The organism is Streptococcus sp. HMSC071D03, from assembly GCF_001812125.1.
Taxonomy (GTDB): Bacteria; Bacillota; Bacilli; order Lactobacillales; family Streptococcaceae; genus Streptococcus; species Streptococcus pseudopneumoniae_N.
Genome location: NZ_KV807707.1, coordinates 48,324 through 64,931 on the forward strand (window position 1 = coordinate 48,324; position 16,608 = coordinate 64,931).

General features: G+C 33.3%; 13 protein-coding genes and 1 pseudogene. 4 read left to right on the forward strand and 10 right to left on the reverse strand.

From position 1 onward, the window contains the following. Positions 1-64: 64 nt before the first annotated feature. From HMPREF2837_RS01375 to HMPREF2837_RS11825, 7 genes and pseudogenes are all read right to left on the reverse strand, one after another. Entirely contained in the window at positions 65-2,341 is a 2,277-nt protein-coding gene (locus HMPREF2837_RS01375) for a zinc-ribbon domain-containing protein (protein ID WP_004252854.1), read from the reverse strand. Positions 2,342-2,350: 9 nt separating this feature from the next. Further along, on the reverse strand, positions 2,351-3,076 hold the full coding sequence (locus HMPREF2837_RS01380) for an MreC domain-containing protein (RefSeq protein ID WP_003007349.1): 726 nt from the start codon (positions 3,074-3,076) through the stop codon (positions 2,351-2,353). After that, positions 3,069-4,730 (reverse strand): hypothetical protein, encoded by a 1,662-nt coding sequence (locus tag HMPREF2837_RS01385; protein WP_004252853.1) that lies wholly within the window; start codon positions 4,728-4,730, stop codon positions 3,069-3,071. Before HMPREF2837_RS01385 ends, HMPREF2837_RS01380 begins: the two co-directional genes overlap by 8 nt. Then, entirely contained in the window at positions 4,727-6,580 is a 1,854-nt protein-coding gene (locus HMPREF2837_RS01390; protein ID WP_004252851.1) for a hypothetical protein, read from the reverse strand. The genes HMPREF2837_RS01385 and HMPREF2837_RS01390 overlap by 4 nt, the downstream gene beginning before the upstream one ends. A gap of 12 nt (positions 6,581-6,592) precedes the next feature. Beyond that, positions 6,593-7,852: a site-specific integrase gene (locus HMPREF2837_RS01395; RefSeq protein WP_075230548.1), complete on the reverse strand. Its 1,260-nt coding sequence runs from the start codon at positions 7,850-7,852 to the stop codon at positions 6,593-6,595. Positions 7,853-8,963: 1,111 nt separating this feature from the next. Beyond that, a complete protein-coding gene (locus tag HMPREF2837_RS01400; protein ID WP_075230549.1) occupies positions 8,964-10,166 on the reverse strand; it encodes an Abi family protein in 1,203 nt (400 codons plus the stop codon). Positions 10,167-10,410: 244 nt separating this feature from the next. Next, positions 10,411-10,530, reverse strand: a pseudogene (locus HMPREF2837_RS11825) (site-specific recombinase resolvase); the annotation flags it as partial. A gap of 553 nt (positions 10,531-11,083) precedes the next feature. Here HMPREF2837_RS11825 and HMPREF2837_RS01410 point away from each other — a divergent pair. The 4 genes from HMPREF2837_RS01410 to HMPREF2837_RS01425 are packed head-to-tail and all read left to right on the forward strand — an operon-like array spanning position 11,084 to position 12,328. Then, positions 11,084-11,329, forward strand: coding sequence for a hypothetical protein (locus HMPREF2837_RS01410; RefSeq protein WP_001813542.1), 246 nt, complete (start codon positions 11,084-11,086; stop codon positions 11,327-11,329). After that, complete coding sequence (locus HMPREF2837_RS01415; protein WP_000806926.1) at positions 11,326-11,661, forward strand: DinB/UmuC family translesion DNA polymerase; 336 nt, start codon at positions 11,326-11,328, stop codon at positions 11,659-11,661. The genes HMPREF2837_RS01410 and HMPREF2837_RS01415 overlap by 4 nt, the downstream gene beginning before the upstream one ends. 12 nt (positions 11,662-11,673) lie before the next feature. After that, positions 11,674-12,042 (forward strand): hypothetical protein, encoded by a 369-nt coding sequence (locus tag HMPREF2837_RS01420; protein ID WP_000567222.1) that lies wholly within the window; start codon positions 11,674-11,676, stop codon positions 12,040-12,042. After that, the gene (locus HMPREF2837_RS01425) at positions 12,029-12,328 is read left to right on the forward strand and encodes a DUF5960 family protein (RefSeq protein WP_001072467.1); all 300 of its coding nucleotides are present in this window, start codon (positions 12,029-12,031) and stop codon (positions 12,326-12,328) included. The genes HMPREF2837_RS01420 and HMPREF2837_RS01425 overlap by 14 nt, the downstream gene beginning before the upstream one ends. Before the next feature lie 117 nt (positions 12,329-12,445). Here HMPREF2837_RS01425 and msr(D) read toward each other — a convergent pair whose 3' ends face one another. The 3 genes from msr(D) to HMPREF2837_RS01440 all read right to left on the reverse strand — a co-directional run bounded on the left by msr(D) (position 12,446) and on the right by HMPREF2837_RS01440 (position 15,802). Further along, on the reverse strand, positions 12,446-13,909 hold the full coding sequence (gene msr(D) / locus HMPREF2837_RS01430) for an ABC-F type ribosomal protection protein Msr(D) (protein ID WP_000420313.1): 1,464 nt from the start codon (positions 13,907-13,909) through the stop codon (positions 12,446-12,448). Between the two features lie 119 nt (positions 13,910-14,028). Beyond that, positions 14,029-15,246 carry a macrolide efflux MFS transporter Mef(A) gene (mef(A), locus tag HMPREF2837_RS01435; protein WP_000417519.1) on the reverse strand — a complete coding sequence of 406 codons (1,218 nt, stop codon included), beginning with the start codon at positions 15,244-15,246 and terminating at the stop codon, positions 14,029-14,031. 385 nt (positions 15,247-15,631) lie between these two features. Beyond that, positions 15,632-15,802 carry a hypothetical protein gene (locus HMPREF2837_RS01440; protein WP_000873143.1) on the reverse strand — a complete coding sequence of 57 codons (171 nt, stop codon included), beginning with the start codon at positions 15,800-15,802 and terminating at the stop codon, positions 15,632-15,634. Between the last annotated feature and the right edge of the window lie 806 nt (positions 15,803-16,608).

Below are 16,608 nucleotides of genomic sequence, written 5' to 3' on the forward strand. Positions count from 1 at the left end.
ACATTTTGACAATAAAAAAACACTCTAATATCAATTTAATGAAATTTAGAGTGTTTTTATTTATCTATATTTTTTCAAACTGTACAAAGTGTTCTTGCTTTCTTCTGTGGCCTTTGCAAATGGAACACGACCTTTTATTGCGTTTTTTGTATGCCATTCTTTCTTTTACTTGAATTTTGTAACGGTGATTAAGATTTTCTTGACATATCCACCATACAGGCAGAATACTCAACTCTGTAATTTCAGTTGGACTTACTATCAAGGAGTTATTTAGATAATCCCACTCATTCATTAGACTTTGTTGCGTTGTTGCTAAATCGTTAAATCCTTTTAATACTTTTTGATTTCTACAGTATGGACAAGAATTTTCTCTGTAAAATTTTTCTTTAATAACTTTCTGATATTCTCCAGTACATACAGGGCATTTCCACCATGCATTATATGTTGAATTTGCCCTTACTGAAGACATTTCTTGTTTATTTAATGATGACCATTCTTTAATTAACCAAGGATGTGTTGTTTCAAGATCATTATAACCTTTTGCAGTCTTCTTAAAAGAACAATATGGACAACATTGGTCGTTTTTGTGGCGATCAGAAATTTTTGCTTTAAAACTTCTGTGACATTTTCGACAAATCCAATTGGTTAAAGCATTTGAATCATAAAAGAAGGTATCAATATCACCATTCAGTTCTTTTACCCATTCATTGTTTAAGTACGGTTTAACATAGCTTAGTGTTTCATTTGGTTTAGGAATTTTTTTATTACAGTAAGGACATATAGAATTGAGACTATTAGAATTATTGTTTGTAAACACACCTAGAACAATCCCTAATCTCTCCTGAAATTCTAAATCACAACAATCACAAATCCAATTAAATATTTTATTCTCGGTTTCTGACGATTTCGTCACCTCATCAGGTTTTTCTACATTCTTGCTACTCCAAAGGTCACACAACTCAGGATAAGTATCTGCAATTGTATTATAACCTTTTAATGCTTGTTCATCATTACAATATGGACAGCTATCTATTACTTCTTTTCTTATTGGAATTGAACAAAGGTATTCACCTTGACAAACAGAACACTTCCACCAATATTTTTTTGTTTCAATGTGGCTCAATGCTAAATGAACAGGCAATCCATTTTTATCGCTCCATTCTTCCTGTAATTTTGGGAAATTATAGAGTATATCATTGTTAAAAACAAGTGTATCCCAATCACAACGATTAGGACAAGTTTGAAAATTACTATTCTCTAAGTCGGTTCTTAAAATCATTTCAATTGGACTACAATAAAAACTGACTTTGCAGCAAGGGCATTTCCAATTTATGCATTTAGAAGACTTATACCAGTATTCAGAAATAGGTTTATCATTACTTTTATCCCAAAATTTCTCTAAATAAGGATGAGTTTCTTGTAAAGTATTATATCCTTTTAACATCAATTTATTATCACAATAAGGGCAGCCTTCAAGATGCCTTTTGACAACACTACATTCATATTGACCATGACATTTAAAACACTGCCATCTTACTAAGATGTTGGATAAACTATCAATCATATTACTTTTTACATGAGTTGGAATAAATTGCTTAAAAAGATTTCTATCTGTATGTAATAGGGGGTTCGCTTTCACTTTAATTGAGGTATCGAATGTAGCTTTACAGTTAGTACAATAGAAACTATATCTTTTGATTCTTGAAATTAGCTGATCAATAGACAACTTAAAGATATGGTCACATTTGTCGCATTTCCAATTTCTAGGGATTGTAACATTGTCACTTAACTTCAGATCATTAAACTCTACATCGTTTTGCTCCCCTGGAAGATAAATTTTCCGAAGATTAGGGTATGCTTTAGTGTAAGGTACAAAATGTGTACTTTCATTACATCCGACATGAACAAGCTCTTGATTATGTTTATTGATTAATTTAGAAGTGTTTGCTACATCTTTCCAACCAACATGACAGGTAGGACATTTGAAGTGAAATAACCTCTTTGAAGAAAAAGATAAATTATCAATCTCTTCCTGAATGGTTTCTATATTTTCATAATGAAAGTTTATGTACCTTAGAAAGTTAGGAATCCTTGCAGATATAGAGTTTTCCCCTTTTATGAACACTTTTCCAAGCTCACATACAGGACAGATTTTTGAATGATTTTGAATATTCTTATAAGATTTTGATGTACTTGCTTTCCATTCATAAGAACAGGTAGGACATTTCCAGTTAATGTGTTTTTTACTGGTAATTGTTATTTTTTCTACATCTATTTTGATATTCTTGTCAAAGTCCCAATAGTTCAATAAGGCTGGAAAATCAGTGATTAAGTCTGACATTTTCTCCTCCTAATACTTAGTCTTGTTATCCAGTAAGTCTTTTATTTCCAAAATCTTACTTTTGCTTGTTTGCTTTTCAGTATGAGTATGTTTTTCAAAAGATATTTTTGTGTCTGAAGTAATAACATTCTCACTAAGATACTTCTTAGTTACTAGTTGCTGATCAGATTTTAACAAGCCCTCTTCTTTTAACAATTCATTCGCAATATCAGGATACAAACTAGTTTTAAGAAGATTCCTTAACTTTTTGTTTTCCTCTAATAATTCTTTGTTTAACGCTGTCTGCTCCTTTATTTCAGCATTCTTTTCATTAAGTTGTGCTACCTCATTTTTCAACTCTGAAACTCTTGTTTTGAGCTTACTGGCTTCTTCCTTATATTCTATTGCTGCATCAACAACTCTTTTATAATAATTGTTAAGTTCCATCAATGCTGATTTGATTGCTTTAGGGGTTCTATTGGTCATTAAGAAACGTTCTACATCTAGAGTTTTATACGTTATAACTGTTTGATAAGTGTCGTCTTCAAATAGTTCCAATCTATCATTAAGGGCTTGTCTAAATTCTTTGTTTCTTCTAATCGTTGTGTCTGCAACCTGCGGAAATCCGTTGCTTCTAAGGTAATTTCCAAACTGTGGAATTTTGAATAGTCTAGGATTATTCGAACAATGTTCCAGTAAATAATGTTCAAATAATAATAGCAATTCTTGATTATCAATATACTTCTTTCTAGCCATTTGAGAACTCCTGTAAGGATAAATGTTTTTCAGTTAGATATTCTTGATAAGAATGACTAACTGTTTTAAGTTTTAATAATGCCTCACCAATATCTTCTATATTCCCCTTTCCTTGTCGAACTCTTTTTATAGCCTCATCTACAATTAAAGCTTCCTCGTCGATTGATTTCTTAAAGGATTTATCCATAGAGAAATAATCTTTTCCAGCTTTTCTGTAAAATGGACAACTAGTACAAGCACCAAGCTCTGCATGTGAGCTAATGACTTTAAGACAGTCTGAATAATCACCTTCCGCAAATCGAGGTGAATAACATCTGCCCTTATTATCAAGAGGAACATAGTTTTTATTAATGGTGTATTTATGTTGAGTTTTACTTATAGCGTAAGACGTTTGAGAGTTTGTTAATTTACGATAAAGCTGATAGCTCCTACATTCAATAAACTGACTCAGATTTGAAAAATAATGTGAAGATGTTGTGATACTATCATGTCCAGCTAAGAGCATTGCTGTTACTGGACTAGCTCCTTCTGCTATCAAATTGATCATTGCAATGTGTCTAGTATCTCCAATATGAATGAAATTAATCTCATGATCGTCTAATTGATTTGGGGAATTGATATGATGGACAAAATACCCATACTGTTGAGATACAATCTCATTAAAGAAATATTTTAAAATTGTATTTAAGTTACTGTACGTCAAGAAACGGTTTTTAGTACTAGCAATACGTTTCCATTTCCGATAATGAGAGTCTGTCACAAATAGGGTATCTAACTGTGTAGATGATAAGTCTTTGGTTAGCTCTAAATAATTTAAAATCTCACTCGCAAGCTTAAATGGTACTTCGTAAGTTGTTAAATAATAATCCTCTGAAATTTTATGGGATACTCCCTTGTCTTTTCCTTTTAAGTTATTTCGTCTGAGAGTTAAGTAATATTTTCCGTCTTTTTCTGTGAGACAATTTCTCTGAGTGAGCAAAAACTCCCTTGGTCTAAGTGGTACTACTGCTGTTATTTGCCACCATAAGTAAAGAGGGTAGTAAAACAATCTTTCCTCATCTAATAATGATTTAACCCAATAGTCGTTTAAAATATCATTAAATAAAAAATAGGATTGAAATTGGGCTAACTTTCGCTGTTTTTTAGTGTTCAGTTGATAACTAACATTTAAAAGTTCATCTAGTTGCTCAATCAGTTGGGTTAATTCGTTACTCTCTAAACATGGTAGTGTAGAAAGAAAATCTATACATACTGAGGGGTTGGAAATCTTCATATTTGCTAATGAGAAGGCTTCGTTCACTTTTAGTTCTCTGACTAATTTCTTTATATCTCTTAAAAAGGCTTGGAGAGTGATTAAAACATGATGTTCCATAGATAGCACTATAAAACTCTTTAAGTAGGTAACAAAATCATCAAAAGATAATTGAAATACTTGTTCATAAAACCTTTTATATTGGAATTTATTCAAGTTAAAAATGAAGCTAACGTTAGAATATTCATTAGTCGTTTCCCATTTATTTTCTTCAAAATTGGTGGTTAGAATAATCCCTTTTTCAACATAGTCTTGAAAACATTCTTTTGCGCTCTCAATCATATTGTCATCAAACAGGATAATTTCATTTACTTTACGAAATAATTTTGATTGATTATTCAACTGACTAACTCCTTAATAATATCCTCATAATCAGACAATACAGCTTCGCCATACTGTTCTGATAAAGCTTGCAACATTTCTGTAAGACATGGTTTAATCTGCTTCTCAAGAATGGCTCGAACCTTTCCTCGTTCAAGTTCATTCTTTAATTTTTGATATTGTTTATTGAGTCGATTAAACTCACCAATTAACAAAAGCAAGGTAGATTTTGTTTGTAATTCATACTGACAGCCGACGCAATGCTGACGGTCATCATAGGGACATAGTTTCCCTAGTGCAGATAAAAGACACATACTCTCTCCTTGCTTAGAAAAAGCTTCTCCGTTACCAATTCGATGACAGATCGTCAGTAATTGTTCAGGATCAACATTATTTTCAACTAGAGTTTTTAATGCTTGTTGCGAACGTGAATCAGCCCTAATACTCAATTCCAACGTTTTTTCAATTTCAATTGGCGTTAAATCTAAACTTTTAATCATTTGAGTTTGTTGGCTTGGACTTAATTTTTTATACTTTCCTCTAGTTACAATGGTCAAGAGCATAGACGGAATCATGGATAATACGCCTCGTTCAAATAGCTCTTTTGCAACCATTTCAGGTTTTAGTTGTCCGAGTTGGGCATCTTTTAGATACGTTGTTGTGGTTTGTGCAAATTCATTAAAATCCCCTTTATGGCTACGAGCTAATGCTGCTAGAAAATAACCTTTAATATTCAGTTCTGACTTTTCTTCAAGAACATCATCTGCTAACATTGCGACAGATTGTAAGTAGGACTTGTTTGCAGAACGACTACTAAAGTTACGCTCTAAAAATAAATTTCCGATTTCCTCTCCCATATAACTAGTAATCTTTTCATAAGTTTTAATTTGTCTGATCAATGGATTTTCTGCATTGTATGGTATTTGAAGTTGGAAATGTGCCTCACAGATAGCCAATAACGTTCCAATAAGAACCTGACAACTTTCTGGGACATGAAACTTTAACTGAGCAACATTAGAAGCGTTTTTGGTTTTATTAGGTGTTAAGTTTAAATAAGTCAATCTTGTTGTAATACTTAGTAAAGTCCTTCTAGCTTCACTACTACTCCAAGTTCCATCTACTACTGCTTCTAAAACTTCTAATGGTTCTCTTGTTAATTTAGGATGTCCTAATCTTTCTAAGTCTGTTGATCTTAGTGCGCAAATAAAATGTAACCCTAGATACAACCATGTATCTGCATAGTTTTTTGAATTTGCTGCTTTACACAACATATCATTTTTTATGATGTAGTTTTCGTTGAATAGGTAGTACATTAATTCAAGGTATTCATCTAATTCATACGCTCCATTTGCACTCTCAATCGTGTAACGCTTTGTCATTTCAAAACTTACTCGATAACGAGTAACGCCTTTATTGAGTAGCCATTTAATAAATTGAATGAGGATATTGCCTTGTGACTTCGTAAGAACTTCTGTTGCTACTTCTACTAAGGTCTCTACTTCAGCATCACTATATAGAAACAAATCCTTTGTTAAGTAGTATGCTAAAAAATCAAGTAGATAGAAACGATTTGTTTCACTCAGCTTTTCTTCTTCAGCAAATTGTACGAATAATTCACTTGTAGAAGGAAATTTTTTTGAAAAGATTCCTTCCATACTCTTAATTCCAGGAGGTGTTGTTAGATAGTCTTTGATGTGATTTTTAAGAACTTCAGCATCTTTTTCAGAAATAGTATAATCATCAAGATTTATAGACACACCAAACCATTCATTGTCTAGTAAGAATCCACTGACTTTCTCACGGTGTTTTATTGTAGCAGCACCTAACTCGACTAATATTCTTTCAAGATAATTTTTTAAATCTACTACCAATAGCTACTCCTTTTAATCTTCTCCAAACAATTTTTCTGCTTGCCAGTTCATATATTCAAAAACACCATTATTAACCTGACCATATTGTTTTGCAATTTCTCCTTTATTTTGTAAATAAACCCAAGCACTTTCTGGTGAATTGTCTCCTCTAGCAGACATCAGTTCACTAACTTCATTAACACCTGACAAAACCAATTGTGTGGTGTACCAGTGCCTAAAGATATGGGGTGAAATATTATTTTCTTGCAAGAGTTGACCAAAAAAGACAACCTCTGGGTCATCAGATTTAAGAAATATTGGAATCATTTCTTCGCGAATAATCTTACGAAATCGTTGATAGTACACATCGTATGACAATGCTTTCCCTTGCTTGTTAAGGCTTAATGGACCATAATCTTTCTCATACCTTTTACCTTCTAGGTAGCTCATATAGTCATTGTAGGTGTCTAAAAAGACCTCTAAGAAGATATAAGGTACAGCTTGAAGTCTTTCCTTTTTAATTCGTCCAGTTGACTTTAAATCGCTTCTAAGGGGCATTTCTTTTCGCAGATCAACCTCAATTTTAAATACTTGATTATCACTTTGGTGAAATATGATACCTGCCCCCAAAGGGCTATCTTCACGTCTTACATTACAAGCTTCTGATGGTCTTAAACCAACAAATGCTCCCAAGGCAACAGCCATAAGTAAATCCTTGTGACATTGAGCAATGTGAGCGAAGATCATTTCAAAGGCGCTGTTTGGCATATCTCTAAAAATTGACTTCTGTGTGTTGCTATCATCAACAAATATCTCAAAATTCAGCTCTTTTCTTTTGATGACTCTGCCTCGTCTATTGGTAAACGTATTGATAGAATAAAGGTCTTTTGGCTTCAATTTAACCTTTCCTTTTCGTTCATTCAAGTATAGAGTTAAAAAATCAAGAACTGCATTTACACATTTTTCGACTGTACTTTTCTTTCTATTTTTTCTATCTTCTGGAAGTTGTCCTAAACCATAAAGCATAAAAAACTCCTTGACCATTTCTAAAGTTAGTTGATCAAGATTGTTAACCCCAACTGTTCCGTATATAAAATTCAAAAATTTAACAACGTATGAAAATCGTTTGTTTCCATCGTCTGAAATAGATTTAATCTTTGTGGCAGATTTTACATATCTATGAAAATCAGTGAATTGTAATGTGCCATCATCATGTTTGAGTGCAATCAATTGCTTTGTCACGATGTTGTTATCACCTAAAACCAGCGAATGTTTATAAACTACAAATTTCATTAATTCTCCTTGTTTATCATGACTGAAGGTTCTGACTGGCTTTTAGGATGTCAATACGCAAAAAAACGACCAAATCAGTACTGTTCTCCTTTGAGCTCTAAACTGCAAAAAGGAAATATCGATGAGTACTTTCATTGATCGTTATTATTATTTAAATTAATTCAATAATAAAAGTAACTTCATCTAAGTAATAAGAGCAATTAACTAGCTCAGCAACAACGATAACCACAGCAACTCCTTCTAAACGATGAAAGGAATATCCGCCGTGGCTATCTATATACTTTTTTTCTTTTACTTTGGTAAGTTACTTTTGTTATTTTTACTTTTTCTGTATTATATCATATTTTGATTAAATTGTCATCTGAGATAGTGATTTTAAAAAAGCTGGAAATTTTTTCAATTGTATATTTTGACAATAAAAAACACTTTAATATCAATTTAATGATTTTAGAGCGTTTTTAGCTTATTTGATTTTAAAGTTGTCGTCTATTCCTCAGAATTACTTGAAGAACAGGAAAAATTCGACAACAAAGTAAGTCGATCTATTCAGTTATAAAACCTATGAAGGTCTTTCTGCTGGAACTAGCCACTCCTACTTTGGAGATGTAGATTATACTCTTACTTATTCAACTGATAATATCCCTCATGATTTCTCCTCATGATGCGTCTGTGGGACTCAAAAGTTTTGGGAAACCTTTTGAGGATTAATTTCGTTTCACTAACAAACTCACACACTCCACATGTAGTGTTAGCTTTTTTCTATACTAATAGACGAAAGAGAAAAAAAGTGATTTTAGAATTATACTGTAGAAATAAATATTAACTTTGGTAATGACTAACTTTCTAAAATATCTTCAATAAGCGGTTCTATCCTCTGGATAATAAATCAGAAATTCTAAACTGCATGTAAACTCTATACAATTCAAGGTACTTCAGAAATCAAACATCTTCAACACTATTTTCAACTTATCTAAATAAATAAAATAAGGAGGAAAGTTTATTAACCTTCCCCCTTATGACTTTTTGAAAACCTCTTTCAAGGATTTCACGCCGTCGTGGCACTAAAATATAACTATATTATTCTATCATAACCAGCAACTTTTTGCAACACTTACTTGCCAATTCTATTAAAAAAATTTTTATTAATATCAAACTTCAATAGTAACATATTTTTTAAATAATATGATTGAATAGCTCGATCAATCCTTTTAAGAGAGAATCTATTAAAAGAATTTAAAATTTTTAAACCTTGATAAAACTTTAAAACTCTATTATTCCTTTTAGGAGTAAGTAACAAATCAGAGATAAAAAGTCTATTGATTAGAATACTATTTCCCGTCCTATATCTGGTTATGAGACCAAAGTGTGCCAATTGGTTTCTCAACTCACGCAGTATTTCACAAGCGTTAATGAATTTTTCTCGACTCCCACTAATAGAGGAATCAAATCCCATCTCACTCATAATTTTATTTTGTATAGCAATGTCTAATCCTTGGAATAAAACCAGCAAGTCATTCAACATTAGTGTATCAATAATAACCCAAAGCGGAGGATTTTTATAGCTAGAAATATATGGATATTTAATTTTACAGAAGTCTGAATAAGATAATTCAAAAAATCTTCCCTCTATGTTATTAATTTGAATCGTCACATTCATAGAACCGTTTAATGAAGAAATATTACTAGGAGTATTAGAAGCTTTTATTGAAAATCTCCCTCGATATTGATTTATTTTAAGGTCATAAACTATTCCATCAAAATCACCTTCTAGGTTGTAATATACATCTCCGTTACGAGTATGAGAGGTACTAATTTTACCTGTAAACATTACATCTTTAATCTTGGCAGAAATAGTATGCACTCTAAAAAAAGAATGCGTTTTTTTATTATCTCCATGAGTATAAAAATACTCTGTAAAAGAATTTCGATTGTGTGCTATCGGTAGCACATAACAATTGATATCTAAATACTTTAAGTTAGAAGCAATACCATTATTGCAATGAACTTTTGAAAATTCGTATGCAATTCTCGACTTCAGTTCAACCTCAATCTTTTCGATTTCTTGAAATAGGTACTTAGCTATATTTCTATCTAATGTGTATATTCTCTCAAAATCTTTAAAAGAGACTCTTTTCATATATTTTTTAGGGTTAGAGGTCTCCAAAAAAATAGTTTCAAAACCATTTATAGAATTAAAATAATTTTTCTGCTGAATAAAACTTACCATCCCTGGCTCATCGGTAATCTTCAAATTCCTGCCCCGTTGAATCAAAATCTGCTCTTCAATAGTTTTAAACGCTTTTTCTCTAGTCATATTTTATTATCCATCTGCAATATCTTTGATTATATTATATTTTCGAAAATATAACTATCAAATATAAAAGCCTTAATAGTTATTTTTCTTGTTTACTTTCAAAGTCATTCAACAATTTCAGTATACCACAAAAACGCAAATTAGGCTGTAACGAAAATGTTTTCCAGCTGTTATTACAGCCTTTCTTTTTCTATAACTGTACCTCAGTTCCCTCTGTGAAGGGTACTCTAATTTTCCTATCCTCTTAAATGCTGATGTGGTCTAGAAGTTGATTCATCATAACTCATTCAAATTTATCTAAATCTAGTATCTGATACATCTGCTTAGCATAGTCCTTATGAAGAAGATTTGTTGCTTGCTCTAGCAAAATAAAAATTACTTGATACCTCTAATCACGTACCTCTCATCATAGATTTTATAAATTACAAATAATCGTAATCCACCTACTTGTCGTCACGATGCAAACCGCTATATATTATCAGCTACTGATCCTTTTTAAACGTTGGATAGAATTTGTTTATATAGGAGGTGAAAGTTTTGACATCAATGCTACAGCCCCGTTATAATGCATCTGTGGGACTCAAAAGGTTTGGGAGTTCAAAGCTCCACTGGAGCTTTGAAATAAAAAAGCGAGAGATTTAGCTACGTTTCACTAACAAACTTACACACTCAACATGTGCTGAGAGCTTTCTTCTATACTAATAGACGAAAGGGTGTGAAAATGATTTTTAAATGATACTGTGGAACGGAACAGTAGCCCTAGTATTGACTACTGTCGTTTCTATTCATATTGGCTATTCTAGGACTGAGATGAAAAAATCTATAAATGCTCAGAATAAAATTGAACCCGCAAATCTCCCCAAAACAATGGTGAGTCATGTACTTGTATTATTCCGAAAAAATACACCTCTGGTGCAGTGAGACAAATTGGTGTATCTTATAGTGGCTTCGTAGATGAAAGCTATACTCTACTATCACTCTTTGATGATGTAGAACAAATTGAAAAAGATAATAGACTTCAGACAGCTATTGATGTTGTCAGAGAACAGTTTGGTTTTTTAGCCATACAAAAAGGAACCGTCCTAACTGAAGGTTCCAGAAATATTGAACGCAGTAAACTTATCGGTGGTCATTCCGCGGGTGGATTGGAGGGATTAAAATGAAACAAGAAAAAAATACAGTACAATTTTCAGAAATCCGTAGCAAAGGATGTAATGATATTGAAATGCTTGAAAGATTTTTACATGGAATCGTTGAAACAGCAACTTCAAAACTTCGTCAGAGAAAACTCAAAACAACTGAAATATCGATACGACTAGTACATGCTAAATCTGAAAACCGATTACCATTGGAATTTACATTTAGCATTAAGCCAACAAGCTCATCTGTGATAATCTATACTGAGGTAATCAATCGCTTTAAAGAATGTTACACAGGTGGGGGAATTCAAGGTTTTACGATTCAATTTGATAAAAATACCCTTGCCTCTGCATAGAAAGGATTTGATATGATTGACCGTTCATATTTACCATTTCAATCAGCAAGAGAGTACCAGGATACAAAGATGCAAAAATGGATGGGCTTTTTCCTATCTGAACATGCATCAGCACTCTCTGATGATACAAACAAAGTAACGTACATGTCTGACTTATCACTAGAGAAGAAATTATTACTCCTCAGTCAAGTATACGCCGGGCAGCTACGCACACGCATTCAAGTGATTGAAAAAAACAAGCGTGTTTCCTACACTGGAACAATACCAAGTCTGACCAAAGATTTCATTTTGATAAAAACTACAACAGGTCACATCAATTTGAAATTAAAAGACATTATTAGTATTGAACTTGTCGAGGAGGTGCTCTATGAATCAGCTTGAGTTTCAGCGTAATCACCTACAAATGGACTATTATAGCGAGAGCTACCAAGATTTTGAACGTGACTTCTACCGCTACTCTAACATGAATATTCCATTGACCTTCCTAACTGATGATATCCTAAAAACAATGGCGACTTCACGTAAGAATTACTTTGTCCTCAATAAGGAAAAGTCCAGAGATAACCGCGATCACTTCTTCATATTTGAAGTAAGTACCGTAGATGAGAATCCGCTAATCTATCATTATACATATAAGAAAACTACAATATATTTAGCAGAAAAATAGGAGCAGTTCAATTGACTGTTCCTATTTTTAATATTCATAAAATCTAAAGTCTTTATACTCTTTAACAATGGAGTCGCCAACCAGAACAGACTATACTGACCAGCGACTACCTTAAATTTAATGTTTCAGATTTATTTTCTTATCTCTAATTTCATAAACTACATCTGCTACATTTTCGAGTAATCGTTTATCGTGGGTGATAAACACGATAGTTCCGGTGTACTCCTTCATTAGTATTTCCAAAGCCTCTAAACTTGGTATGTCAAGGAAGTTACTGGGTTCATCCATTATTAGGATGTTATATCTACCCATGAGCATTTTAGCAAGCAACAATTTTATAATTTCTCCACCGCTTAAAACAGATAAACTTTTTCCAATATCGTTCTGTTTGAACCCCATAGATGCTAGCACTGAACGAATTTCTGATATATTGTAGTCACAATCCTTCTGCATAAACTCCATAACATTCTGATTACTGTTGTACTTGTAACCATTCTGTGCAAAGTAACCTATTTTTGCCTTAGGCGAAATAGAAATTCCTTCTTCATGGTTTAAGATCATTTGGATTAAAGTTGTTTTTCCGATTCCATTACCACCAGTTAACGCCACTTTTGCTCCTAACGGAATTTGAAAAGATGCATTTTCAAACAGAGCCTTATCCCCAAATACTTTATTAATTTCTGCACCGACTATAGGGTATGGATTATGGAGCTCCAATGCTTTACTTTGCCTGAAACGAATTCTGCGAATGCCTTCCGGAGCTTCTACTTTTCCTAAGGCCGCAATCCTGTGCTCTAGGGTTTTAGCAGCATTATACATCTTTTTTTCCTTACTTCCTATTGATTTTTGATGAGCTAAACGCCCTCCGTCTTCAGTACTTTTTTTCTTTGAAGAACCTTTTGCCTTCTGTTCTATTTTACGAGCCTGTTTTCGCTTTTCCTCCGCAGCCCTTTCCAATCGGGCACGTTCCGCAATAAATTGTTCGTATTCTGCAGCTTGGCTCTTACGTTCTTCCTCTTTCTGACGAAGATAATCAGAATAGTTTCCCCAATACTCAGTGATTTTGCCATCTTTCAGTTCCCATATTTTATCTACTATTTCATCAAGAAAATAGCGGTCATGGCTAATAACTAACAGTGCACCTGTAAAATATTTTAGCTGTCCTATTAGAAAATCAATTCCTTCACGGTCTAAATGGCTCGTAGGTTCATCCGCTAAAATACCATGAACCTGTGCCGATAAGGCCTGTGCTATTTTAAGCCTTGTTTCTTCACCACCGCTCATAGTCTGTATATTTAATTGCTCAACACCTAGCTTGCCTACAAGTGCAAAATCTTTTTCCTCCTGCAGAGTTACTTCGTCCAACTGGGGAATATAGGCAAGTTCACCCAGACGATTCATTTTACATCCTGGGGGAGTTAATTCTCCTAAAAGTACCCTGAGTAAAGTGCTTTTTCCAGCACCATTTGCTCCTACTAAACCAATACGGTCATAATCATATACTTCTAATTCATTTATATCTAAAACATCGCGTCCTTTGAATTCCACACGAATGTCTTTTGCTTTTAATATTAATTCCATAACATTTCCTCCTGTCTATAATCGCATGCTTTCATTTGCTTGTATGCAGGGAAAACCCTGCGATTTTAGCAGGAAGAGTTACATGAAAATAAGATACATAAATATTCCTCCAATATTGTTTATTTTAAATCTAATTTTCTAACCTCAGTTATCATTTGGCAAACTATAGCAATGCCAATAATTAAAATACCTGATAGTAAAAACCAATGATTTACACCGATTTTATCAGCAAAGAATCCAGAAAGAATTAACCCAATTGGCATAGCAAGTGACATGATACTTCCGATCAAAGAAAATACACGTCCTAAATATTCAGGCTTAATTTTCTCCTGAAAAAGAGCTGTTTGCACACCGCTATAAAATGGCACCGAAAGCCCCATTATTGCACAGCAAACTACGAATATTACAAATCCATTTGGAGGAAGTATTCCCGAAACGGCTAAACTGGTCCCCATTATAAAAAATGAACTTGTTATTAGTAATACATGCTTTTCGAAGCCCCCTAATCTTCCTAATAATAAGCCTCCTGCTAGCATCCCAAATGCAAAGGAAATTTCCGTAATAGAAATATGCACAGGCGTTCCATTAAAGTGTTCCATGCTTATTAAAGGAAATAGTGCATTGATTGGCATATAAACAAAAGTATATAGTGTTCCTAAGAGTAATAAGGCAAACAATCCTTTGTTTTGTCTCAGAACCACAACTCCTTCTTTCATCTCCCTTATGAAATTTGGTTCTAAACTTTGCACTTGATTACCCAGCTTAGGTATACGTACAATTGCTACCGTAATAGATGCAATCACAGCACCCAATACGTCGATGGCAATAATAGCATTTAAATCCCAAACGGAGTATAAGAGTGCTGCAACTGCCGGACTAACAATATAGCTTATAGACTGCAAAGACTGACTATAGCCTGCGCATTTCGTTAGCTGTTCTTCTGGTACTAAAAGTGGTGTAACCGCATTGAGTGCTGGGGTATGAAAAGCTGTTCCAATGCTACGGATAAACAATACTATCATAATCATCCAGACAGGTAGCTCCATACAGAATGCAACAATAGCAAGCACTGCACCAGCTGCTGCGATAATTAAATCGGCACCAATCATTATCTTCTTCCTATCATGACGATCCACTAGCACACCAATGGCAGGTCCCAAAATCGCATAGGGTAAAAAACCTACTAATGAAGCCATAGACAAGACCATCGCAGATCCTGTTTTTTCTGTAAGGTAAAAAATAATCGCCATTTGCAGGATGGCACTAGTGATTAATGATACTGCTTGCCCTGCCCATATTGCATAAAATTTTCGTTTCCAATTGTTGTATTTTTCCATTTATATTATCTCCTGCATATTATTTTGCTTGAATTTCTATTTTTAATAGCATTCTAGGCAATAAAAAATGCAGGCCAAACCCCACAATGTGGCTTTTGGTCTGCATACATACAATTTGGAAACATTCATATTAAAGACATAGTTAAATAAAGGTATAGTTAAATAACCAATATCCTCACCGTAACTAATGAATGCTCAATATCGTATAAATAAGCACAACAAAAAAGCCTATCATCGGGTATAGATTCTGCTTTTTTTATTGCCAGCTTATCTTAAACGCATTGAGGCTGTCATAGTTTCGGTTCCTCCTACATCTTTGTTTATATCAATTTATAGTATAACACAACAAGATGATATGTTCAATATAAAAGTTATGGAATGAGACTCATACTTCCAATTCGATGCCAGATTTAAAGGATATGACGAAGTTTTCTTCATAGACTGTAACGCTCTGGATTATCTTCCTTAGTAGCAAGCGATTAGCTTTCACAAAATCTTCTGTTTGTAGTTTTAAAAATTCATCAGGATTTTCTAACTCAACCTCAAAATATTTCATTTTACATTCCCTCATTTCATTTATTGATAAATTGAGTTTGCAAAAAAGAGTGGACAATTTTTGTCTACTCTTAACCTTTAAAATAGTTTTTTTTAATCGATTTGAAGTTGCCTAAATTATTACTTATTCGGTAAAATGAAGTATTGCTTTCAACAGATTTCCTTCAACTACACTTCACTTGATTCAAACAAGGTGGGTACATTTCTATTCCCACAAACTCCTTGTCAATGGAAACAAACACGTACCCACAGGGTAAATGGAAATAGAAACTGATAATTTCTAGCTATCACTTCTACTCATTCCAAAAATTTTCTCACTCTGATACTTACCCACCATAAAGCAAAAAGCCTTGCAATCAAGGCTTTCATTATCCCTTTCGTTCAAAGGTTTCTAAGCTTTTACGAGCAGAGCGACACACTCAGCGGTTCGCTATCTCCGTTCTGTCTGCGTGCTAGCACTTGTCAATCACGGACAGCTATCGCATGGGCGGAAGTAAATGCTAATCTTCGTCGTTTTACTCCTTGACTAGCAAACTTACCGCCTCAACATGTGGTGCTAGTATACTCCTATATTAAAGAACGAAAGTAACTGAGTTGTTGTTTAAAATTAAAATGTAGAATGAAACTATTTTATAGTTACCATTTTTCAACTTTATAGCTGATAATTGTCACTTAAAAAATTTACTTGCTAACTTGTAAACTTGTTGAGTCTCTTTACTTTTAACGTCCCAACTACCAAATTCTTCTTTAATCAACTCTTTTATTATTCAGCTTTTTTCTCAATCAAATACCAACTAGGAATGATTT

Bases quoted from the DNA above. Each gene is read 5' to 3' on its own strand.
- HMPREF2837_RS01375 (WP_004252854.1), bottom strand. From the start codon at position 2,341: ATGTCAGACTTAATCACTGATTTTCCAGCCTTATTGAACTATTGGGAC.
- HMPREF2837_RS01380 (WP_003007349.1), bottom strand. From the start codon at position 3,076: ATGGCTAGAAAGAAGTATATTGATAATCAAGAATTGCTATTATTATTT.
- HMPREF2837_RS01395 (WP_075230548.1), bottom strand. From the start codon at position 7,852: ATGAAATTTGTAGTTTATAAACATTCGCTGGTTTTAGGTGATAACAAC.
- HMPREF2837_RS01400 (WP_075230549.1), bottom strand. From the start codon at position 10,166: ATGACTAGAGAAAAAGCGTTTAAAACTATTGAAGAGCAGATTTTGATT.
- HMPREF2837_RS01415 (WP_000806926.1), top strand. From the start codon at position 11,326: ATGAAACAAGAAAAAAATACAGTACAATTTTCAGAAATCCGTAGCAAA.
- HMPREF2837_RS01420 (WP_000567222.1), top strand. From the start codon at position 11,674: ATGATTGACCGTTCATATTTACCATTTCAATCAGCAAGAGAGTACCAG.
- HMPREF2837_RS01425 (WP_001072467.1), top strand. From the start codon at position 12,029: ATGAATCAGCTTGAGTTTCAGCGTAATCACCTACAAATGGACTATTAT.
- HMPREF2837_RS01440 (WP_000873143.1), bottom strand. From the start codon at position 15,802: ATGAAATATTTTGAGGTTGAGTTAGAAAATCCTGATGAATTTTTAAAA.